The sequence below is a fragment of the Clostridium sp. CAG:265 genome (assembly GCF_000436575.1).
Lineage (GTDB): Bacteria > Bacillota > Clostridia > Clostridiales > Clostridiaceae > Clostridium > Clostridium lentum.
The window spans coordinates 1-21,689 of sequence record NZ_FR886620.1; the positions used below are offsets into that span (position 1 = coordinate 1).

Below are 21,689 nucleotides of genomic sequence, written 5' to 3' on the forward strand. Positions count from 1 at the left end.
CGTCTACATAAATGATTTAAAAATCATTTATGAGACGTCCCCATTAATATTTTTTATATAAACTTAAATAAAATACTCGTAAATAAGTATAAGTAATAATAAAAAGTAACTGTTAGATTTTTATGAAGAGGTAAATATATACTAGTTGTTACTCATTCTTATAATCATATATTGCATTAGACTTAATATGAAAAAACAGATATGATTTAAAAATTTATACCATATAAAGTCTTAAATAAAATACTCGTAAATGAGAATAAGCAATAAAAAAAATTAGTGTAACAATTAAATTTAAGAAAAATAAAAAAAATATATTAAATAGAATAAGATATGGAGAGTAATACTTAAATAAAATGTTTATAATAACTTTGAGGTGATAATTAATGAATTTAAGTACAGGAATAAATCTCGAAAAAGAATTAAATGCAATTATGAGAAGAGTGAAAAGACCGAAAATTCATGATAAGGAAGAGTGTATATTTTGCTGTGATGATAATTATGATTATGAAAATGATGAGCAGGAAGATGAAGGATTTAATATTAGAAATATGATGCAATTTGATTCCAAACCCTTAATGTATTTAGGAGTTGGAATGGCATTAGGTGCTCTAGGAGTATATTTATTAAGAAGGTAGTTGAATGTTAAATGACATAGAATTAAAAGTTTTATGTCATTTAAAATTTTATATTTATTGTAAAGGGAAAGTTGATAAATGAAAAAAATAGTAATTAAAGTTTTACTATCAGTGCTAATATTTATATTAAGTAATATTGGTGCTGAGGCATTAATTAATAAAGAACAGTATGAAGTTGAAAGTACAGAAAATGTTCAAAAGATAATGGAAACATTATGCTCAGATGAATATAGAGGTAGAGTAGTAGCAACAGATGAAAATATAAAGGCTGCTGAGTATATAAAAGATTATTTTACAGAAATAGAATTGGATATATTTGATGGAAAAAGCTTTTATAATGAAACAGGATTGAGATATCGAGGTAAGGAGAATTTCGCTATTAATAATGTGGTAGGTGTTATAAAAGGAACTGAAGGAGAAAATGCTGTATTTTTAACAGCACATTTTGATCATATTGTAGGTGATAATGGACAGAAATTAATGGGAGCTATTGATAATGCGTCAGGTATAAGCGTAATTTTAGAAACTGCTAGAAAACTAAATGTAGAAGCCAAGAAAAAAGTCTTTAAAGATGATATTGTAATTGTTGCCTATAATGCTGAAGAAACAGGTTTAAATGGAAGTAATGAATTTATGAAAAAATATAATAAGAAATATAACAAATGCTATAATATAAATATTGATTGTGTTGGTGCAAAAAATTGTATGGAATTAGCAATGGGAAATAATGATGTAAAATCTGAGAAATTATATAGTGCTATGAGAGAACTGTTTAATGAAGAAGGAGTTGCATATAATGATAATATTTATGCAACTAAAAATGGTGTTCTCAGAGGAACCAGTGATCATCAAATATTTAGAATGTATGGATACCCATCACTTGTCCTTGGTGATGATAATATAATAGATATTGTTCATACTAATAATGATAATCTTGATAACATAGATTATAGTGATTTGGAAAAATTAAGTGAAGTACTATTTAAGTTTATATCTGAAAATTTTTATGATATGAATGAAATAAAAACTGGAAATTAAACTTCCAGTTTTTGTTTTTTTAATGAATAATGATTGCCAATTATAATACATTTACAATCTTCACCATGGCCTAGTTCCAAAGATTTAGCTATAGGAATAGAGGAATCTACTAAAGAAATAATCATTTCTTCAATGGTAGGTTTATATTTTTCTTTTTCCATTTCAGTGAAGGTTCCAAGTATGATTCCATTAAGATTATCAAAGGCACCTATTTGCTTATATTGTCTAAGAAATGTTGCCATCTTTGCACAATCTCCACTTAAACTTTCAAGGAATAAGATTTTATTATTAAAGTCAGGTTGATATTTGGTGCCCATAAGCTTAAGGAAACAACGTATATTACCTCCAATAACAATACCTTCCATTTGTGAACCGCGAATAAATTCATATTTAAATTTAGGCATATTAGACTTCATAAAGCTATTTAAAAAGTATTCTTTTTGTTCAAGAGAGTTTCTACCTATAAGGTGTCTTAATTGATAATGATAAGTAGCTATATGAGATTTAGTATTTATGGCATTTAATAGTGTTGATAAATCACTATAGCCAAAAAAAGGCTTAGGATTATCTGATATAGTTTGAAAATCGATGTAATCTAGTGTTTCATTAGAAAGATCTCCACCAGAAAGGTCAAAGATAGCCTTTATGTTAGGGTCATTAAAATATGTATTGAGTACATCAGCTCTTTCCTGCCCAGTACCATTAAATGGTCCTTGCTTTTTATAAAATATAGATGAAAGAAGGGGATTTAATCCAAGCTCTTTAAGACATGCTATTAAAGTATCGATTTTATCTTTATTTGCTATATCAATACCATTAGAATTAGCTACAAGTCCAATATAGTCATTAGTTTTTAATAATGAATTCAAATAAACATCTCCTTTATTTATACTTATTTATTATATTATAAGCATAGATTTGCTAAATTTATAGATAATATTATTAAAAATCACCATATTTTGATATTAGTTATGTAAATATGATATACTGTATGAGTGAAAAATTAAGTGTATGAGGTGTTGTAATAATGGAAGGAAAAATTTTACAAGAATATATAAAAAATATTACTAAAGCAAGTACATATTTTATATTTAAAAATGGACCAGTAAAGAAATTACAAGAAGAAGGAAAGCTTACTGATGAAGAAGTAAAAGAAATGCAAGTTTATATGCAAAATCATTTAGCATATTTATATAATGTATTATTAGAAGAAAGCAATTTAAAGAAATTTGATTTAATAGTAGGAACTATGAATAATTTCTATGTAAATGATAATGAGAATATTGAATTATGTGATGATGGATTTGATAAATTCTTTGAAGGATTATTCCCAAAGACAAACAATATAACAATGAAATAATAAAAAATATAGGAGATAGTTTAATGTATATAGCATTTGGAAATAGAGTTGTAGACAGCATGGATATGAAAAAATTAATTGAGGATAATACTGAATTTAAAGTAATAAAAGATATGAGTAAAGGCTCTAAGAGAGAAGATATAGTTGCTTTCAATTTAAGTATGAACATTGATTTGTTAAATGAAGAGTTAAGTGAAGAATTTAATTTAAGTGAATTAGATGAAGACATTTTATTTGAAGAGTATATGGCTCTTACAGAAGAAATTGCAGTAGAAATAGAAGAATTCCTTGATGATGATGTAATAATGAAGTTTGCAGCATATAAAATGGATTCATCGGATAATGATATAAAGGCAGTTATTGTCATAGCGCAAGAAGAGTTAGGAATGCCTAAAGTTAAGGATGTAATGAAAAGATTATTAACTCAAGTTGAGTAGCATTATTATTTCAATATTGCCTTTGCAAGTAATTTCATAGATAAATGTAATGATTATAAAAAGGTGAGGTAGGATGTCAGTTTATTTAAAAGATATGTTATCAGTAATTAAAGAACTAGATATAGATGCTATGAAAGTGTCAGAAAAACGTTGGAATAACATAGCAAAGCCGCTTAATGGTTTAGGTCTATTAGAAGAAGTAGTTATTAAGATAGCTGGAATAACAAGGAACCCCAATGTAAATCTTAAAAAGCGAGCTGTTGTAGTGATGTGTGCTGATAATGGGGTAGTTGAAGAAGGAGTAACACAGACAGGACAGGAAGTTACAGCAATTGTAGCTGCAAATATGGTTAAGGGCGAGACATCTGTTAATAATATGGCAAAGTGTGTAAATGTAGATGTAATACCTGTTGATATAGGCATAGCAAGAGATATGTATATTGATGGTCTAATAGAAAAAAAGTTGATGTATGGTACTAAGAATATGACTAAAGAGCCTGCAATGACAAAATATACGGCTATAGAAGCTGTTGAATGCGGTATTAAAATAGTTAAAGATTTAAAGGATAAAGGATATGGAATAATTGCTACCGGTGAAATGGGTATTGGTAATACAACTACTAGCAGCGCAATTGCAGCTGTTCTTTTAGATAGAAATGTGGAAGAGGTAACAGGAAGAGGAGCAGGGTTATCATCAAGTGGTTTAGATAAGAAGATAAATTCAATAAAGAAAGCCATCGAAATTAATAATCCAGAAAAGGAAGATCCGATTGATGTTTTAAGTAAAGTTGGAGGCCTTGATATTGCAGGACTTGTGGGTGTATTTATTGGTGGAGCAGCATTAAATATTCCTATAGTCATTGATGGATTTATTTCTGCAGTGGCAGCTTTAGTGGCTGTGAAGATTTGTCCAAAAGTTAAAGGATATATCATACCATCTCATTTATCAAAAGAACCTGCTGCAATTGCAATTATGGAAGAATTGAATTTAAAGCCATTTATAGATTGCAATATGTGTTTAGGAGAAGGTACAGGTGCTGTATCTGTAATGCCATTATTAGATATGGCCATGACAGTGTATAAAAATATGAGCACCTTTGAAGAAATAAATATTGATAAATACAAACCATTAAGTTAATTTATAATTATATAGTTTTTAGCAAAGAATCAGAAACTTCTTTATTAGGGGTTTCTGATTTAATTAGCTTGTAAATAAAAATACTGTATAGTTAAATTCTTTTAAAGGAGGTAGTTTTATGCTTACATTAGTTACTGGTGGGGCAGCCAGTGGAAAATCAGAATATGCTGAAAATATAAGTATGTCTCGAAAAAAAGGTTCATTAATATATATTGCTACAATGATGCCCTATGATGATGAATGTCATAAAAAGATAGCAAGACATAGAGAAATGAGAATAGAAAAGGGATTTCATACAATAGAATGCCCTTATGGTTTAGACTCCATAAAAAGTAAGGATATTACTAAGGATAGTACAATTCTGTTAGAATGTATTTCTAATTTATTAGCTAATGAAATGTATAATAAAAATAGATGTAGAGAAAATGCTGTAGCAGAAATTATAAGAGGAATTAGAATATTAAAAGGTAAATGTGAAAATTTGGTTATTGTAAGTAATGAAATTTTTTCTGATGGGAATAAATATGATGTAGATACAGAAGATTATATTAAAAATTTAGCTATAATAAATAAAGAGTTATCAATTATGGCCGATGAAGTTATAGAGATAGTTTATGGAATAGAAGTAAGAATAAAATAATTCTTCTTATAGAAGTTTAGAAATTGTAGGTGATTAAAGATGAAAAATATTTTAGAATCAATGATAATTACATTTTCTATGTACTCTAAAATTCCTATGCCTAATATTGATTGGAAAAAGGAAAATATGAAATATGCCATGTGCTTTTTCCCATTGGTGGGACTTGTAATAGGAATAATAATGGCTGCATGGATGTACTTAGCTAAATTTTTAGCAATAGGTAGTATTTTATTTGCTGGTATTGCTACTATTATACCAGTAATTATTACTGGTGGAATACATATTGATGGATTTTGTGATACAGTAGATGCTAGAAGTTCACATCAAAGTAGAGAAAAAAAGTTGGAAATTTTAAAGGATCCTCATATTGGAGCCTTTGCTTTAATATATTGTGTTGTATATTTCATTGCAGTATTTTCTTTTTGGACAGAAGTTAATATAACAATAGATAATATAATTTTTATTGCTCTAGTATTTATGCTATCAAGAGCTTTTAGTGCATTTGCAATTGTTACATTTAAATGTTCGAAAAATAGTGGTCTTGCATATATGTTTTCCAATGCAGCTGAAAGACAAGTGGTAAAGAAATGTATGTTTGTTTACATTGGGATTATTTTTGTTATAATGCTATTTATAAATAGATTATTGGCCATTGGTACAATAATTTTGACAATTTTATGTTTTGTTAAGTATAAGAAAATGTCGTATAATGAATTTGAAGGAATAACTGGTGACTTAGCTGGATATTTCTTGCAAATATTAGAATTTATACTATTAATAGCTGTAGTTATTTTTGGAGGAACACCATGATAGAGTTTGTAATAGGCGGAACAGCACAAGGAAAGCTTAAATATGTATTGGATAAGAATAATCTGACTAAAGAGGATGTTTGTAATGGTGAAGAATGTGATTACAATAATATAAATAAAAGGGTATTATACAATTTCCATTTATTATGTAGAAGGCTTTTAAATGATAATATTAATATACTTTCTTTTGTTGAAGCACTATTGGAAAAAAATAATGATATTATCATAATTAGTGATGAAATTGGTTGTGGAATTGTCCCTTTAGATAAAGAAGAAAGAATTTGGAGAGAAGAAACAGGAAGGGCATGTACAAATATTGCTAAGAAAGCAGCCATTGTTATCAGAGTAATGGCTGGTGTACCTGTAATTATAAAAAAAGAAAATACACATGATGAGAGAAATGAAAAGACAAATTTCAGTTCAACTTTAAGTGTTGCATTAATTCGTCATGGTATAACTGAAGGTAATAAAAATAAAAAATATATAGGTGTTACAGATGAAAGTCTTTCTCTAAATGGTATATATTCATTATTTGATGCTATATCAAAAGAAATTTATCCAAGAGCTTATAAAGTATACTCAAGTCCAATGAAGAGATGTGTGGAATCGGCTAAGATGATATATCCTAAAGCAGAAATCATAATAAAAGATGATTTAAAGGAAACAAACTTTGGTGATTTTGAAAATAAGAATTATGATCAGTTAAAAGATGACCTTAATTATCAAAGATGGTTGGCTAGTGGTGGAACTTTCAATATACCAAATGGTGAAAGGCGTGAAGAGTTTATCACAAGATGTCAGAAGTGCTTTGAAGAAATAATAAATCAATCGTTAGGTGAAGAATGTGTTGCCTTGATTGTTCATGGCGGTACAATAATGGCTATTTTAGACAAGTATTCTAGTCCACATGAGGACTTTTATAATTGGCAAGTTAAAAATGGACAAGGCTATTTTATTGAAATTGATAAAAATAGCTGGATTAATAATAAGAAAACACATGTTATAAGAGAAATAAAATAATAAAAAAAGATTCATATAGATTTTAGAAATGGTTTCATATTGATATTAGGTAGTAAAGAAAGTGGTTATTGGAATGCTTATTTTATTTTTTATAAAAATGAATATCTCTATGTCTAATTTAAGATTCTTTAAATAGTATCTTTAATTAAATATAGTAATAAAAGCATAAAAAAATAATAAAATTACAATGAATAGATTGATTAAAATAGGAGAAATTTTATGACAGAGTTTTTTAGTAATTTTGGTAAAAAGATATCTAATGTAGGGCAAGAAACTGTTAAAAGAACTAAGGAAATAGCTGAGATAAGCAAGCTAAGTAATAAGATAAAAGATGAAGAAAAGAAGATTGATGGATTATATACTGAATTAGGAAAGAAATATTTTACACTATATGCTAGAAATCAAGTGGCGGAGATACAGGATATTTGTTCATGTATAACAGAGTCACTTCAAGTATTGGAAGCAATGAAGAAAGAGCTTCAACTTATAAAGGGAATAAAAATTTGTAGTAACTGTGGAACAGAACAAGATAATACTGTAGCATATTGTTCAAAATGTGGAGCAAAACTTGTGGAAGAAGTGAAAGCTGAAGTAGTTGAAGAGGTAGAGAGTATTCAAGAAAAAGCAGAAGATACAGAAAATAGCATGGAGGAAGATAAATAAAATAGTATTAATCTTTGACTATTTATAATCAATATAGTATAATTTTATATAATAACGCTTAGTAACTGGAATATTACTGAGCGTTATTTTTATATAAAAAAATAGTTTAGGAAGATGGATTTAGGAATATTTTATGGTTGGTAGTTACCATTAGAAAGTCCAATGGAATTAAGTGAAGTAGGAGTATTGGCTCCAAGCTTCGTAAAGCCAGTATTATTACACCAATCAGAATTAAAGCCACTACATCCATATATTTGGTTATAAGGGCTCCAAAAGCTACCTGGACCTCGTCCACCACCAAAAAATAAGAATAATATTACTAGTGAGTTAAAGCAGGAGTTACTAAAGGCTGTAAAATCATTGCCATAATTATAAAAAGGGTTACAGCAAGAAATTTCATTATTATAGTCATTAAATGACATGTATTTCATCTCCTATCATTAGATTTATATTATATACTATTGAAAAAAGAAGGGTTTGTTTAAAATTTTATTTATGAAATAAATAAAAGAACTTTAGTTTAGTGAAAGTGTAAAGAATATAAAAGTGATTTGATATGAAATGAAAAAGTATATGAAATCACAGATGCTAATTAATAAACATAAAGGAGAAAGTAAAATGGAAATTAATAAAAGCATATGTCCACTTTGTGGCAAACATAATAATTGTGGATATGAAAATGGTTTAACACATAATGGTTGCTGGTGTGAGAAAATAGAAGTTCCCAAAGAATTAAGAGAAATGATACCTGAAAACTTAAGAGGTAAGGCTTGTATTTGTAAAGAATGTGTAATTAAATATAAAGAGAAAAATAAGAAGTAGATAATAAAGTTTTTTGAGATTAATATATTTTAGTAGTTATATAAAAAATCAACTATATGAAAAATAGTTGATTTTTTATTTTACAAAGTTAAATATGTTGATTTTAAAATATACATATTTAGTTTTACTTGAAAAAATGGGATATTTTCATATACTATATTTATATTAGGTAGAATTTAGGAGGAGTTATCATTGTCTACATTAATAGTAGGTGCAAAAAATATTGGACATGCTTTTAAAAGCTACATATTATAGTTCTCTTAATCAAATATCCCAGAAACTAGAAGTATCTAAAAGAAGTATTTATTATGATATTTGTAAATTAAATGAATGGTTAGAATACTATAATGTATCTGGGCTAAAAGTTGTTAGAGGAAAAGGAATATTTATTGATGAAAATAATAAGAAAAAAAAATAACCAGAAAAGTTTCAAAGTATATCGTGAATTAATTTTGAAATATAGACACTCAAAACCTAAACAAGAGAAGAATATTAGTAAGTTAATTGAAAATCCTAATTTAAAATTTGCTAAAGATGCAAGAACTTCAATTAATTATAGATGACTATATTGATTATTATAACAATGATCGTTGCAAATGGAATTTAAAAAAGCTAACTCTGTACAATACAGAAATCAGCTTTTAAATTCCTAACTCTCTTTTTTAAAATGTCCTTGACATAGGTACCACTTTACCAATTATCTAAGCCATACTTTTTGATTTTATGATTCTTTCTTTAATACTAAGCCTTTGCTTCTGATACAAGTACATTCTTTTTCTTCAGTTGTGTGAAGACATTGATATTTAATTTTTTTAGGTGCTTGAACCTCAATAGTTTTCTTTGTTAAATTTTCATTATTAGCCATATTAAATCTCCTTTATATGTATTTACAAAATTGTATGATATATTTCATTTAGCAATATTATATAGTTTTTAATAATAATTATCAAATATCTAATATGTAAATTAAAAAGAAGATTTGAGGATTATAGAGTATTTTAATAATAATTTTAAAAAAGAAAGGTAGAATAAACTTTATTAGAAAAAGAAGTAAAAATTGTTCTGGGAATAATTTCTATAAAGTATTATAATAAAATTATTAAGTGAATTTATGAAAATTTATACAAAATAAGTTTAATAGCTAAATAAATGGCAATAATTACAAGTAAATAAGTTTTTATAATCACTATAATAAAAATGTAGTCAATAATTGAAAGAAGGGGTTATTGTGGAAAGTGTAGTATTTAATGTAAGTGAAAGAAATGAAAAAGGTAAAAAAGTAAGAATGCATGGAGAAGTACCAGCAGTACTTTATGGATCACATTTAGACAATACAGTGTCAATTAAGATTACTAGAAAAGACATGTACAAACTTTTAACATTGGCTAAAAGTTCAATTCTTTCTCTAAATTTAAATGGACATATTGAAAATTGTGTAGTTAAGGAATTACAAACAGATCCTTTTGGAAAGGTGATACACATTGATTTTCAAGATATTAAGAAAAATGAAAAGATTAAGATGAAGATACCAGTGGTATTTGATGGACAATCTGCTCTAGAAGGGCGTCAATTATTATTAGAAGTTCTAATTTCAGAAGTTGAATTATATGGTGAAGCTAGTAAGCTTCCAGAAAATATTAAATGTCATGTAGGAAAATTAAATTTTGGTGATAAAATACTTGTTAAAGATTTAGTTATTCCAGAAGGAATGAGATTAGATGCCGTTGAGGATGCAATAGTAGCAACAATTGGTGATAATAGCGCTGTAGATACTGATGATACTGAAAATGAAGAGATAAAAGAACCTGAATTAATAGGAAAAAAAGAAGATTTATAAAGGTAGAAAACCATTATATAAAGATATATATGATGAAAAGCATGGAGATTTTTAAATTCCATGCTTTTTTACTTAAAAATAAAAATTATCATTTAGTATTAATTTCTACTTATTCATATGCATTAAAAAATTATACTTTTAATTAAGGAAAAAACTATTTATAATATTAGTAGATAATTATTATTAAGTAAAAACTTAATAAAAGGAAGGAGCAATTAAAATGGACGAAGCAAAGATATTAGGAATGCTGAAATTAAATCCAATTGCTATAAAAAATATAGATAATCCTACTGAGGAAATGAAAATTATAGCTCTTAAAAGAGATGGGCTTTTATTAAGATACATAGAAAATACTACAAAGGAAATGGAAGAGATAGCAATAAAATCAAATCCAAGAGCCATAGAGTTTGTAGAGAATCCATCAGAAGAAATGATGAAATATGCTGTTCTTGCTGGATGGATCAATTTAAATTATATAAAAAAACCAAGTTATGATGTTATAAAGCTAGCTATAGAGCAGAGAGGATGGGCAATACAGTATGTAAAGGAAGTAGCTGAAGAGTTGCAAATAATGGCTGTACGAAAAGATTATGATTCTATAAAATATATAAAGGAACCATCTGAAGCGGTTCAAATTGAAGCAGTAAAGGCAAAGTATGATGCTTTAAGATATATTAAAACTCCTTGTTTTAAGGCAGAAATAGAGGCTGTTAAAAATAATGAAGCTGCCATAAACTTTATTTATGGATTAGATGCTAATAAGATGAAGGCTTTTTTAAGGGCTAATATATTAGTAATAAAATATATCGTAAGAAGAGTTGAAAAAGATGATGTTATTGAAGTATTGAAAGAGGTATTATCAAAAGATGATGTTGATGAAAAATATGTAAGAGACTTTTTAAAATGCAGTTGCATTGATAGAGATAGTGATAAGATAGATTTGGATAAGATATTATTTATTCATGAATATGGCAGTAAGAAGGCAAAAAGAATAGCTGTTGATGAAAAGCTAAGGATTATTTAGGAGGACATAAAATGAATTTTATTGATACATTAAAAAGTGTGGAATTAGTATTAGCCAGTGGTGATGTGCCTTTAGTAGTAGGTGAAAGTGGTATAGGAAAGACAGCGTTAGCTAAGAAATTATCAAGAAAAAACGGATGGAGCTTTATTGTAATAGATGGAAACTTATTAAAGGAAGGAGAAATAGGTGGACTTCCTACTGTTGAATCTTACACTAAAGTTGACAGTAATGGGATATTACATGAAATTAAAACTACAGTATATGCTGTTCATAGTAAGTTAAGAGAAGTTGATGAAGAAATATCAAAAGGGAATTCAGTACTTTTATTCATTGATGAAATCAATAGATGTGAACATACAGTGCAACAGGAATTAATGAATTTAATATTAAATAGAGAAATAAATGGCTATAAACTACATGATAATGTAAACATACTAGCAGCTATGAATCCATCTAGCAAATATAGTTCAGATTTTGACTATCAAGTAGTTGATATGGATGCAGCACAGGAAAATAGATTTGTATGGCTTAATATGGAAAGTGATAAAAATACATGGATAAAATGGGCTATAGAATCAAATATAGATAGTAAAGTAATAGAATTTATTTCTACATTCCCTGAATACTTAAATAAGTCAAATGAAGAGGATGTAAGAGCAACTCCAAGAAGTTATGAAAGAGTATCTAAGTCCTATAAGCTTTATAAAGAAAGTAATGGAGAAATACCAAGAACAGTATTTTTAAATGTAATAAGAGGTAATGTGGGAAAGGTTATTGCAGAAGAATTTATTAGCTTTGTGGAAGCAGAACATAGTCCTCTTATAGCTTATGAAGATGTTTTTACAGGTGAGGTTCTAAGTGAAGAGGTAAAGGAAAAAGTTAAAGAAGAAAGCCATACTAGATTGTATTTATGCGCTAATAATATCTTAAAGGCATTAGAAACTCAATTAACTGCTGAAAGCTTGTCTAATGACTTTTATTTAGAGAGATTAATTGAATTTTTAAAAGTTTATCCAACTGATTTAATGGTAGGCATAATGAAGGATATTAAAAGTAATTATCCAGTTATATATGAAGAAGCACTTAATAATGAAAAGTTTATTGAAAGTTATTTTGAGTCTTATAGTATGATAAGGGGATAAAATATGGAAAGTTATTTTGAAAAGCGAGTAAATAAACTTTATCAACAAGTAAATAAACTTATAGATAGTGCTGAGATGTATAAAGCCAAGAGAAATGGTGAAAAATTTCAACCTGAAATAACAAAAGAGTTTAAGGAAGATTTTTTTAAATTAGTTGATAAAGTTATCTTAAGTCTTATGGAAGACAAGGATAATTTTTATGGATATTTTTTATTTCAAATGGGAAGAGAAATAAGATTTGATATAACCAGTGCCAGTGGAGTAAATTTTAAAGGTGCTAAATATGTTATTTATTTTAATCCTATATTGTTTCTTCAATTGAATATGAAACAAATGGAAACAACTATAAAGCATGAAATACATCATGTTCTATCACTTCATTTATCTAGAGCAAAAGAGCTTAAAAATAAATATAGTACATTAACTGTGAATTTAGCAATGGATATAGTAGTAAATCAATATCTAGACAATCTACCTCCCTATTCAACTACTTTAAAGGGTGTAAATCTTAAATATAATCTTAATATGGAAGCATATAATACCTTAGAGTATTATGCTGAAAAAATACAAAGTGAATTGGATCTTATGGAAGAAAATGATGAAGGAGAAGAAGATGATAGTCAAGTGACAAATTCTATGATAGAGTCTTATAATCCTGAAAAGATGCATGATATGTGGCAGGAAAGTGATGAGTTTGATGAAAAGACTTTAAGAGAATTTGCGGAAAAAGTTATTAATGCATCACAAAAGGGAACAATTCCTTCACAAGTGGAGTCATTAATAGCTAACTTAAAAAATAGTCAAGGAGAAATACCTTGGAATATTATGCTTAAGAAACTTATGGGTACTGTAGAAAGTAATAAAAAGAAGACTATAACTAGAAGAAATAGAAGGCAACCTAATAGACTTGATTTAAGAGGGGAAATACGAAACCATAAGTCTGAAATTGCTGTGGCCATTGACATAAGTGGAAGTATAAGTAATGAAGAGTTTAAACAAGCTATAAAAGAAGTGTTGTCTATTGTAAAGAACTATAATCATGAAATTACTATCATTGAATGTGACAAGGAAGTTAAAAGGGTTTATAAGGCAAAATCAGTGAGAGACATAAAGAAAAGGCTGACATCAGGAGGAGCTACTAAGTTTACTCCTGTATTTGAATATGCTAATAACACTAAGTGTAATCTTCTTATATACTTCACTGATGGTAAGGGTGAAAGAAAGTTAGAAGTGGTTCCAAGGGGATATAGGACTTTATGGGTAATATCAGGAAGGGGAGATGAACTTTCATTAGATGAATCTTACGGACCAGTGAAAAAACTCAGCAATGTAGAAGTTAAAGATACTGAACTTGAGCTTAAAGATGTTAAGACTGATGGATACTCAATGAATAATCAGGAACCTATTTTTTAGTTTAATTTTAATTAATAGAAATTAATAATTTTAGAGGAGTTGATAGAGTTAAAAAATAGAGAATATAATATTTTATTAAATTTATATTATAGCTTCTATTTTTTGCAAATGATTTATAAAAAAGTAATTTTATTTTTACCAAATCAATATAATTATTACAAGTATTTTATTATTTTGATGAGGTGATAATTTGAAGGTAAGAGAAGAATGGGATTCAAGAACTACATTTATTTTGGCAGCAATAGGATCGGCAGTGGGGCTTGGTAATGCATGGCGATTTCCAGGTCTGGCTGCAAAATATGGTGGAGGAGCTTTTTTACTGATATATACAATTGCTATGCTAGCACTAGGAATTCCTTTGTTAACTATGGAAATAGCTATTGGTAGAAAAACAAGAGAAGGAGCTCCAGGAGCATTTAGAACCATAAATAAAAAATCAGAGTTTGTTGGTTGGGCAGCTACAACTAATGCTTTTGCAATTTCAACTTATTATGCAGTAGTTTTTGCTTGGGTAATTGCTATGGCTGTTTTTAGCTTTAAATTTACTGGGATGGTAGGTGATTCTCAAGCAGCAAGTTCTTTATTTGCTAATATAACAGAAACTTCATGGACTATTTCAGGAGCTCAAATACCGTGGGTTATGATAATAATGCTTTTAGTGGCTTGGACTTTAATTTATTTATGCATAAGGCGAGGAACTTCTAGTGTAGGAAGGATAGTAAAATATACAGGTCTTACATTACCTTTGTTATTTTTAATAATAATGGCTATTAAGGGTATTTCCATGCCAGGTGGTATAGAAGGTATAGGAAAACTATTTACCCCAGATTTTGCTAAAATAATAGATGAAGGATTAATGTCAAATTTAGTTATTGATGCAATTGGGCAAGTATTTTATAGTCTATCTATTATGATGGCTATTATGATTGCATATGGTTCTTATTTAAGTGATTCAGCTAATATTGCTAAAGATGCTACAGTAATTGCTTTTGCTGACTTAGGTGTAAGTATCTTATCAGGAATTGTCATGTTTACTACCATGTATGGTGTTGGAATGACTATAAATGATATGTCAGCATCAGGAATAGCAACTGCCTTTATTATTTTTCCACAAGCAATCGCAAATTTAACAAACACTGGATGGGTTAATGCGATCTTCGGTATGATATTTTATTTATGCTTAGCTTCTTTAGCTGTAGACTCAGCATTTTCTATAGTAGAAGGTGTTTCAACAGGAGTGGCAGATAGATTTAAACTAAATAAAAGAAAAACTACAATGACCATATGTATTGTGGCAGCTTTAATTTCCTTAATATTTATATCTAGATCAGGATTAGCATGGCTAGATATTGTTGATAACTGGACTAATCAATATAATATGATTATCATAGGCACTTTAGAATGTATAGTAATTGGATGGATATTTAAGCCAGCAAAGGTTTTAAAGGAAGTAAATAGGAATGCATCAGGATATAAAATGCCTAAATGGTGGTTTATAGGTTCAATTAAGTTTATTGCACCAATAGCTTTAACTGGATTCTGCATTTGGAATTTATATTCATTATTTGCTGGAGGAGGCATATATGGAAGGGAATCAGGATATCCATTATGGGCTAATATTATGGGAGGATGGTCAGTAACATTTTTAGTTTTTGCCAGTGGATTTATTGCTAAAGTTATAATAAATCATAGAAAGAAAAGTAGTTTTAATGATGAAATAAAAAAATGGGATTAGATTATATATGGCGGTATACTAATTATGGTAAACTGCCATATTATTTTTAGAAAAGTGGTGGATTAAAAAAATAAATTTAAGATATAATTAAAGATGGAATTGTATTTTTTAATTAATATATTTAGAAAAAATAATGGCTGTTTTTAACTACAGCCTTTTATTTTTGCAGTTGTATAAAGAAGAGGTGGATATTTTGGATAATACATATATGTTTGAAAATTATATTTCGATTGGGAGAAGCTTTGTGGCAGAAAAAAATTATCTTAAGGCGTTAAAGTTTTTAAAGAAAGCTTATGCTTGTCCAGATGGGAAAAAAGATATAGATTTAATTTTAGATTTAGCATTTCTTTATGATAAAATTGCTGATTTTAATTCAGCAGAAAAGATGTATAAGATGGCATTGGACATTGATAATACTTGTGCTATAGCTTATTATGGTTTAGGTATAATTTATGATGATGATGAATTATATGAAGAAGCTATTGAATGTTATAAAAAAGCCATAGAAAATGATAATAAATATGAAAAAGCTTATTTCTTTTTAGCGAATGCTTATGATGAACTTGGTAATAAGGAGGAAGCTATTAAAAACTATACAGAGGTACTTAAGTTAAATTCAAAGGATTTATGGGCAAATGCCAATTTAGGATGTATTTATGACGAATTAGGGGATACAAGACTAGCATTTAAATATATGGAAAAAGCGCTGGAACTTTCACCGAAACATTTTAGAATTCTATTTAATATGGGAGTATTTAGTAAAAAATTAGGTAATGAAGAAGCAGCTATAGAATATTACAAGAAATCAATTGAAGTAGAGCCATATTATCCGTATAGTTATCTTAATTATGCTGTAATTTATCGTGAAAAAGAAGACTATATGAAGGCCATAGAAATAATTAATGAAGGAATAAAAGAAAATCCAGAAGAATGTTTTCTTTATTATAATAGAGCATGTTTTTATGCGGCCATAAGTGAATTGGATTTAGCATTAAATGATGTTTTTAAATCCATTAAGCTCAATGACTTTTTTGTAGAGTACATGAAGAAAGATAGGGAATTAGACAGAATTAGAACTTTAGAGAGATATAAAAAAATCTTTAACTAGTGATTCACATAAGTTTAATTAGTATAATATAAACTATTTATGGGATAAGAAAAATGAATTTTTAGAAAAATATGAAGGATTTGGAAGAAAAATATAGAATAATAACTTTATAAGTATTCAGTGATTTAAAGAGGAGGATGAAATGGGGGGTACAGATACTTGTAAAGAAAATATTAAAGATAAAATAGGAATAGAATACTTTGATAAAAAGGATGCGTGTAAGATTGCTAATATAAGTCCTACTACTATAGATAATTACAGGAAAAAAAATATAATATCAGTTAAGCGTTATGGTAATAAAAATTATTATAGTCTTTCAGATATAGAAATATTGAGAAATAATATTATGCTAAATAAGAAGAATATTAGAAAAGATCTAGTGGTAGATAATATAGAAACTGTTGAACCTAAAGATATAGTATCTAGCAAAAATAAAAGTAGTAAAAGCAGAAGAAGTGCCAGTGAGATAGATAAGCTTAGGCGAATAATAGATGATTATGCAGAAGAAAATGCTATATTAACAAAAAAAGTTAATCAATTAACATTATCAATAGGTGATAATGAGAATAACTTAAGAAAACATAAAAATACCATGGAATTTTTTGAAAAAGAAATAGAGAGTTTAAAAAAAGAAATAGCAATATTAAGAAAGAAACTTAATGAAAAAAATCAACTTATTAGTGAGTTGAAAGATAATAATTTAGAATTAAATGAGGAAATCTTAAAAGCTCAAGCAGATATAGTAGAACTAACAACTACTAGAAATAATGCTAAGGAGGCTTTCAATAATTTAGTGGGAGAAATAAAAGGGATTGTGAAGGAAGCTTCTACTAAAAGTTCTGAAATAGCAGAACTGAAAGTTTATAAAGCTAATTATATACAAGTGCTTGCAAAAATAGCCAAGCTAGAGAAAGAGAAAAAAGCAGACCGTGATGAAGAGATTCGTAGGTTAATTAAGATTAATAGTGACTTAAATGAAAAATGTGATAAGCTAATGAGACAATCTGATCAATACCAAATGCTTATTTTAGATAAAGTAGAAAGCAAGAGGTTAGGTAATAATGAATATACTACAGAAAGAAAATTTACATTTACAGATAAGCTTAAAGACTTATTTAAAAAGTAATAATATTATCGTATATTTGATGGTTGTTATTTAAATCTAATATAATTATACTAAAATAGTATCATTAAGTATAAAACGTATACTATGAATAACTATAAGTATGATTTTAGGAGGAGAAAATGGCATATATACAAGTGATAAATGAATGTAAAAGATACAGAATGGGAGAAAGCACAATAGTAGCAAATAATAATATCAATTTTGAGATAGAAAAAGGTGAGTTTGTTATTATTTTAGGGCCAAGTGGAGCTGGTAAGTCTACTGTATTAAACATACTTGGAGGAATGGATAGCTGTGATGAAGGTCAAATAATTATAGATGGAGTGGATATTTCAAAATATAATAGTAAGCAACTTACCAAATATCGAAGAAATGATGTAGGATTTGTTTTTCAATTTTATAATTTAGTACAAAACTTAACAGCTAGAGAAAACGTTGAACTGGCTTCACAAATAGTAACTAATGCATTAGATATTGATGAAACATTAAAATTAGTGGGGCTTGAACATAGAAAGAATAATTTTCCAGCTCAGTTATCAGGAGGAGAGCAACAGAGAGTGGCTATAGCAAGAGCAATAGCTAAAAATCCAAAGTTGTTACTTTGTGATGAACCAACAGGTGCTCTTGATTATACTACGGGAAAGCAAATATTAAAAACATTACAGGATACCTGCAGAAATACTGGGACAACCGTAATTGTTATAACACATAATTCGGCATTGGCACCGATGGCTGATAGAGTAATTAGAATAAATGATGCTAAAGTAAGAAGCATTGAAGTTAATTCAAATCCATCACCAGTTGAAACAATAGAGTGGTAGGAGGAGAATATGAAAATAAAAGCATATAGTAAGTCAATATTAAGAGAAATTAAATCATCAAAAGCTAGATTTATTTCGATATTAGTAATTATTTTGTTAGGTGTTGCTTTTTATTCAGGTATAAAAGCTTCAGGACCTAATATGAAAGCAGCAATTGAAAATTTTTATAATGAATATAATTTGATGGATGCTAAGATAGTTTCAAGTGTAGGGTTAAGTCAGGAAGATTTAAAGTTACTAGATAATAATGATAAAATATTAGATTACTATGCATCACATACTATAGATGCCAATTTAACTAATATAAATAGTGTTGTTAAATTTATGGAATATGACCAAGATAAATCTGTCAACATAAACTCTTTAGAGATATTAGAAGGTAGGCTACCAAAAAATATAGGAGAGATAGCACTAGATGAGCAAGCTTTAAAGTATGGTGATTTTAAAATTGGTGATACATATACAATTCAGTGTGATGATAATATAGAAAATCAATTAAATAATAATTCATTTAAGATTGTAGGTATTGTTAGAAGTCCATTATATATAGAAAAGCTAGCAAAAGGTACAACAACTGTAGGTAAGGGGATTGTAGATTATTTTGCTATATTAAATAAGAACGATTTTTCTATGGAAGTTTATTCAGAAATATATATTACCTTTAAAAATACTAAGGATTTAGAAACATATAGTGATGAATATGCTGAAAAAATGAAAGAAAATATGAAATATATTGAAGAATTATTTTCAAGTAGACCAGATGAAAGGCTTGAAGAAATAAAAATAAAGGCTATAGAGGAAATAAGAAAAAACTATGTGGATGCAATAGGAAGTGACTTCTATATATCTATGATAGAAAGTCAATTACCAAAGATTGATGATGTAAAATATTATTTCTTTGATAGAAATGATAACCCAGGATACTCTGAATTTTATGATGTAGTTAAGAGAATTAATTCAATAGCAACAGTGTTTCCTATAGTATTTTTTATAGTGGCAGTTTTAATTTGTCTTACTACAATGACTAGAATGGTAGAAGAAAATAGAATTGAGATAGGAACAATGAAGGCATTAGGTTATAGTAATAGTGAAATATCTATAAAATATATACTATATGCTTCATTAGCAAGTATTTTAGGTGGAATTCTTGGTGTAATAATAGGGTTTAATTTATTTCCAAGAATAATATATAAGGCATATAGTACTCAATATGATTTGCCTGAATTAACAATAGTGTATTATTCATCATATATATTTCAAGCAATGATAATATCAATATTATGTACGGTTGGAGCTGCATTAATAGTTTTAAATGTAGATTTAAATAGTACTCCTTCAATATTAATGAGACCTAAAGCACCTAAAATAGGAAAAAGAATACTATTAGAAAGAATTACACTTATCTGGAGAAGATTAAATTTTAATGAAAAGGTTACATTTAGAAATCTATTTAGATATAAGCAACGTATGATAATGACTGTATTTGGTATAGCTTCATGTACTGCTATGATTATTACTGGCTTTGGTCTTAAGGATTCAATAGGAGATTTAACAAATAAACAGTTTAACAAGCTTTGGAAGTATCAAGCTACGGTAATATTTAATGAAAACATAGATAATGAGAATGAAGATGAATATATTAATAAATTAAATAATATAGAAGGATATGAAGATAGTTTAAAAATTCATCAAGAAATAGTAAGTATTTCAAAAGAGAATATAAATAAACAAAATGTTACTTTATATGTTCCAGAATCAAATACTAAAATTGATAATTTTGTTTTATTAAATAATAGAATAACTAAAGAAAAATATCAGTTAACTACTGATGGAGCTATAATAAATGAAAAACTTGCCAAGTTATTAGAAGTAAAAATTGGTGATGAAATAAGTTTTAATAATGCAGATAATAATTCATACAAAATTAAAGTTAAAGGCATATCAGAAAACTATTTAACTCATGCAATTTATATGTCAAAAGAATATTATAAAAATGTATTTAATAATGATGTTATTTATAATTCGCAATTTATAAAATTAAGTCAAGATAATTACAATGAAGATGATATTGCTAGTCAACTTATGGAATCTAATAAAGTCATAAATGTTACAATGACTTCTTATTTAGCAAAAACAACTAATGAATCAATGGACACTTTAAATGTAGTAGTGATAATATTAATAATTTCAGCTGGAGGACTAGCGCTAGTTGTTCTTTATAACTTAAATAATATTAATGTATCTGAAAGGATTAGAGAATTATCAACAATTAAAGTTTTAGGATTTTATGATTATGAAGTAACTATGTATATTTTAAGGGAAAACTTCATCTTAACAGCTTTAGGTATAATAATAGGTGTATTCATGGGGAAAATACTTCATGGATTTGTAATTACAACAGCAGAAGCAGATAATATGATGCTTTCACCTAATATATATATAATGAGCTTTATTTACTCTGTTATATTAACAATTGTATTTTCATTAATTGTAATGTTTATGATGCATAGAAAATTAAGGAAAATAAATATGATAGATGCTTTAAAATCTAATGAATAAATGTAGCTTGCGATATCTTGTCTTTAGGTGGTATAAGTAGATTATTTAAATATTTATATTTTATGATATAATTTAATGGTTGTTATACTCACTAGGGAGTAATTGGCGTATAAGAAATACGTGGCAAGTCAACATACTGGTTTTTACATGTGGCTTGTCTTAAATAATGAGACTAGTGTATAGCTTTATTTGCTATACACTAGTCTCTTTTTGTTTGTAAAAAGATTTATGTATATCAAATTCATCTATATTTTAAGTTATAACTGAAATTAATATGTAAGGTGTGATAAATGAAAAATAATACTTAAACAAATACTAATGGATAGTGTAAAGTTTCGTATGAAAAAATAGCATAGGGCTAA

At 27.5% G+C, this 21,689-nt stretch carries 23 protein-coding genes and 1 pseudogene; 21 read left to right on the top strand and 3 right to left on the bottom strand.

What is annotated here, in order from left to right; all coding sequences use genetic code 11:
* Nucleotides 1-383: 383 nt before the first annotated feature.
* Both Q5O29_RS07790 and Q5O29_RS07795 read left to right on the top strand, forming a co-directional pair.
* Nucleotides 384-635 carry a hypothetical protein gene (locus tag Q5O29_RS07790; protein ID WP_022212398.1) on the top strand — a complete coding sequence of 84 codons (252 nt, stop codon included), beginning with the start codon at nucleotides 384-386 and terminating at the stop codon, nucleotides 633-635.
* A 78-nt stretch (nucleotides 636-713) separates the two neighbouring features.
* Nucleotides 714-1,673: a M28 family metallopeptidase gene (locus Q5O29_RS07795; protein ID WP_022212399.1), complete on the top strand. Its 960-nt coding sequence runs from the start codon at nucleotides 714-716 to the stop codon at nucleotides 1,671-1,673.
* Here the strand turns inward: Q5O29_RS07795 and Q5O29_RS07800 are convergent.
* On the bottom strand, nucleotides 1,670-2,542 hold the full coding sequence (locus tag Q5O29_RS07800) for an LD-carboxypeptidase (protein ID WP_022212400.1): 873 nt from the start codon (nucleotides 2,540-2,542) through the stop codon (nucleotides 1,670-1,672). The genes Q5O29_RS07795 and Q5O29_RS07800 overlap by 4 nt on opposite strands.
* Nucleotides 2,543-2,700: 158 nt before the next feature.
* On the opposite strand from Q5O29_RS07800, the gene Q5O29_RS07805 reads away from it, so the two are divergent.
* The 7 genes from Q5O29_RS07805 to Q5O29_RS07835 all read left to right on the top strand — a co-directional run bounded on the left by Q5O29_RS07805 (nucleotide 2,701) and on the right by Q5O29_RS07835 (nucleotide 7,740).
* Nucleotides 2,701-3,033, top strand: a complete 333-nt coding sequence (locus Q5O29_RS07805; protein ID WP_022212401.1) for a hypothetical protein — start codon at nucleotides 2,701-2,703, stop codon at nucleotides 3,031-3,033.
* Between the two features lie 23 nt (nucleotides 3,034-3,056).
* Nucleotides 3,057-3,470 carry a hypothetical protein gene (locus Q5O29_RS07810; RefSeq protein ID WP_022212402.1) on the top strand — a complete coding sequence of 138 codons (414 nt, stop codon included), beginning with the start codon at nucleotides 3,057-3,059 and terminating at the stop codon, nucleotides 3,468-3,470.
* 73 nt (nucleotides 3,471-3,543) lie between these two features.
* Nucleotides 3,544-4,608, top strand: a complete 1,065-nt coding sequence (cobT, locus tag Q5O29_RS07815; RefSeq protein WP_022212403.1) for a nicotinate-nucleotide--dimethylbenzimidazole phosphoribosyltransferase — start codon at nucleotides 3,544-3,546, stop codon at nucleotides 4,606-4,608.
* Between the two features lie 118 nt (nucleotides 4,609-4,726).
* Nucleotides 4,727-5,248 (top strand): bifunctional adenosylcobinamide kinase/adenosylcobinamide-phosphate guanylyltransferase, encoded by a 522-nt coding sequence (locus tag Q5O29_RS07820; protein WP_022212404.1) that lies wholly within the window; start codon nucleotides 4,727-4,729, stop codon nucleotides 5,246-5,248.
* Between the two features lie 39 nt (nucleotides 5,249-5,287).
* Nucleotides 5,288-6,058, top strand: a complete 771-nt coding sequence (locus Q5O29_RS07825; RefSeq protein WP_022212405.1) for an adenosylcobinamide-GDP ribazoletransferase — start codon at nucleotides 5,288-5,290, stop codon at nucleotides 6,056-6,058.
* Nucleotides 6,055-7,077, top strand: a complete 1,023-nt coding sequence (locus tag Q5O29_RS07830; protein ID WP_022212406.1) for a bifunctional adenosylcobinamide kinase/adenosylcobinamide-phosphate guanylyltransferase — start codon at nucleotides 6,055-6,057, stop codon at nucleotides 7,075-7,077. The genes Q5O29_RS07825 and Q5O29_RS07830 overlap by 4 nt, the downstream gene beginning before the upstream one ends.
* Before the next feature lie 219 nt (nucleotides 7,078-7,296).
* Nucleotides 7,297-7,740 carry a zinc ribbon domain-containing protein gene (locus Q5O29_RS07835; RefSeq protein WP_022212407.1) on the top strand — a complete coding sequence of 148 codons (444 nt, stop codon included), beginning with the start codon at nucleotides 7,297-7,299 and terminating at the stop codon, nucleotides 7,738-7,740.
* A gap of 131 nt (nucleotides 7,741-7,871) precedes the next feature.
* Here Q5O29_RS07835 and Q5O29_RS07840 read toward each other — a convergent pair whose 3' ends face one another.
* Entirely contained in the window at nucleotides 7,872-8,162 is a 291-nt protein-coding gene (locus Q5O29_RS07840) for a hypothetical protein (protein WP_022212408.1), read from the bottom strand.
* Nucleotides 8,163-8,358: 196 nt separating this feature from the next.
* Between Q5O29_RS07840 and Q5O29_RS07845 the strand changes: the two genes are divergently transcribed.
* From Q5O29_RS07845 to Q5O29_RS07855, 3 genes and pseudogenes are all read left to right on the top strand, one after another.
* Nucleotides 8,359-8,562: a cysteine-rich CWC family protein gene (locus tag Q5O29_RS07845; protein ID WP_022212409.1), complete on the top strand. Its 204-nt coding sequence runs from the start codon at nucleotides 8,359-8,361 to the stop codon at nucleotides 8,560-8,562.
* Nucleotides 8,563-8,785: 223 nt separating this feature from the next.
* Nucleotides 8,786-8,980 carry an HTH domain-containing protein gene (locus tag Q5O29_RS07850; RefSeq protein ID WP_022212410.1) on the top strand — a complete coding sequence of 65 codons (195 nt, stop codon included), beginning with the start codon at nucleotides 8,786-8,788 and terminating at the stop codon, nucleotides 8,978-8,980.
* 131 nt (nucleotides 8,981-9,111) lie between these two features.
* A pseudogene (locus Q5O29_RS07855) lies at nucleotides 9,112-9,215 on the top strand (IS3 family transposase); the annotation flags it as partial.
* Nucleotides 9,216-9,283: 68 nt separating this feature from the next.
* Here Q5O29_RS07855 and Q5O29_RS07860 read toward each other — a convergent pair.
* The gene (locus Q5O29_RS07860; protein ID WP_022212412.1) at nucleotides 9,284-9,427 is read right to left on the bottom strand and encodes a hypothetical protein; all 144 of its coding nucleotides are present in this window, start codon (nucleotides 9,425-9,427) and stop codon (nucleotides 9,284-9,286) included.
* Between the two features lie 363 nt (nucleotides 9,428-9,790).
* Here Q5O29_RS07860 and Q5O29_RS07865 point away from each other — a divergent pair, with 363 nt between their 5' ends.
* The 9 genes from Q5O29_RS07865 (at nucleotide 9,791) to Q5O29_RS07905 (ending at nucleotide 21,327) form a co-directional block, all read left to right on the top strand.
* Complete coding sequence (locus tag Q5O29_RS07865; protein WP_022212413.1) at nucleotides 9,791-10,399, top strand: 50S ribosomal protein L25; 609 nt, start codon at nucleotides 9,791-9,793, stop codon at nucleotides 10,397-10,399.
* Between the two features lie 220 nt (nucleotides 10,400-10,619).
* Nucleotides 10,620-11,423 carry a hypothetical protein gene (locus Q5O29_RS07870; protein WP_022212414.1) on the top strand — a complete coding sequence of 268 codons (804 nt, stop codon included), beginning with the start codon at nucleotides 10,620-10,622 and terminating at the stop codon, nucleotides 11,421-11,423.
* Nucleotides 11,424-11,434: 11 nt separating this feature from the next.
* The gene (locus tag Q5O29_RS07875) at nucleotides 11,435-12,565 is read left to right on the top strand and encodes an ATP-binding protein (protein WP_022212415.1); all 1,131 of its coding nucleotides are present in this window, start codon (nucleotides 11,435-11,437) and stop codon (nucleotides 12,563-12,565) included.
* Nucleotides 12,566-12,568: 3 nt separating this feature from the next.
* Nucleotides 12,569-13,978, top strand: a complete 1,410-nt coding sequence (locus tag Q5O29_RS07880; RefSeq protein ID WP_022212416.1) for a VWA-like domain-containing protein — start codon at nucleotides 12,569-12,571, stop codon at nucleotides 13,976-13,978.
* Between the two features lie 190 nt (nucleotides 13,979-14,168).
* Nucleotides 14,169-15,713, top strand: coding sequence for a sodium-dependent transporter (locus Q5O29_RS07885; protein WP_022212417.1), 1,545 nt, complete (start codon nucleotides 14,169-14,171; stop codon nucleotides 15,711-15,713).
* Nucleotides 15,714-15,903: 190 nt separating this feature from the next.
* Nucleotides 15,904-16,821 carry a tetratricopeptide repeat protein gene (locus Q5O29_RS07890; RefSeq protein ID WP_302631165.1) on the top strand — a complete coding sequence of 306 codons (918 nt, stop codon included), beginning with the start codon at nucleotides 15,904-15,906 and terminating at the stop codon, nucleotides 16,819-16,821.
* Nucleotides 16,822-16,963: 142 nt separating this feature from the next.
* On the top strand, nucleotides 16,964-17,947 hold the full coding sequence (locus Q5O29_RS07895; RefSeq protein WP_022212419.1) for a MerR family transcriptional regulator: 984 nt from the start codon (nucleotides 16,964-16,966) through the stop codon (nucleotides 17,945-17,947).
* 119 nt (nucleotides 17,948-18,066) lie between these two features.
* Nucleotides 18,067-18,768: an ABC transporter ATP-binding protein gene (locus Q5O29_RS07900; RefSeq protein ID WP_022212420.1), complete on the top strand. Its 702-nt coding sequence runs from the start codon at nucleotides 18,067-18,069 to the stop codon at nucleotides 18,766-18,768.
* A 9-nt stretch (nucleotides 18,769-18,777) separates the two neighbouring features.
* Entirely contained in the window at nucleotides 18,778-21,327 is a 2,550-nt protein-coding gene (locus Q5O29_RS07905; RefSeq protein ID WP_022212421.1) for an ABC transporter permease, read from the top strand.
* Nucleotides 21,328-21,689: the final 362 nt, after the last annotated feature.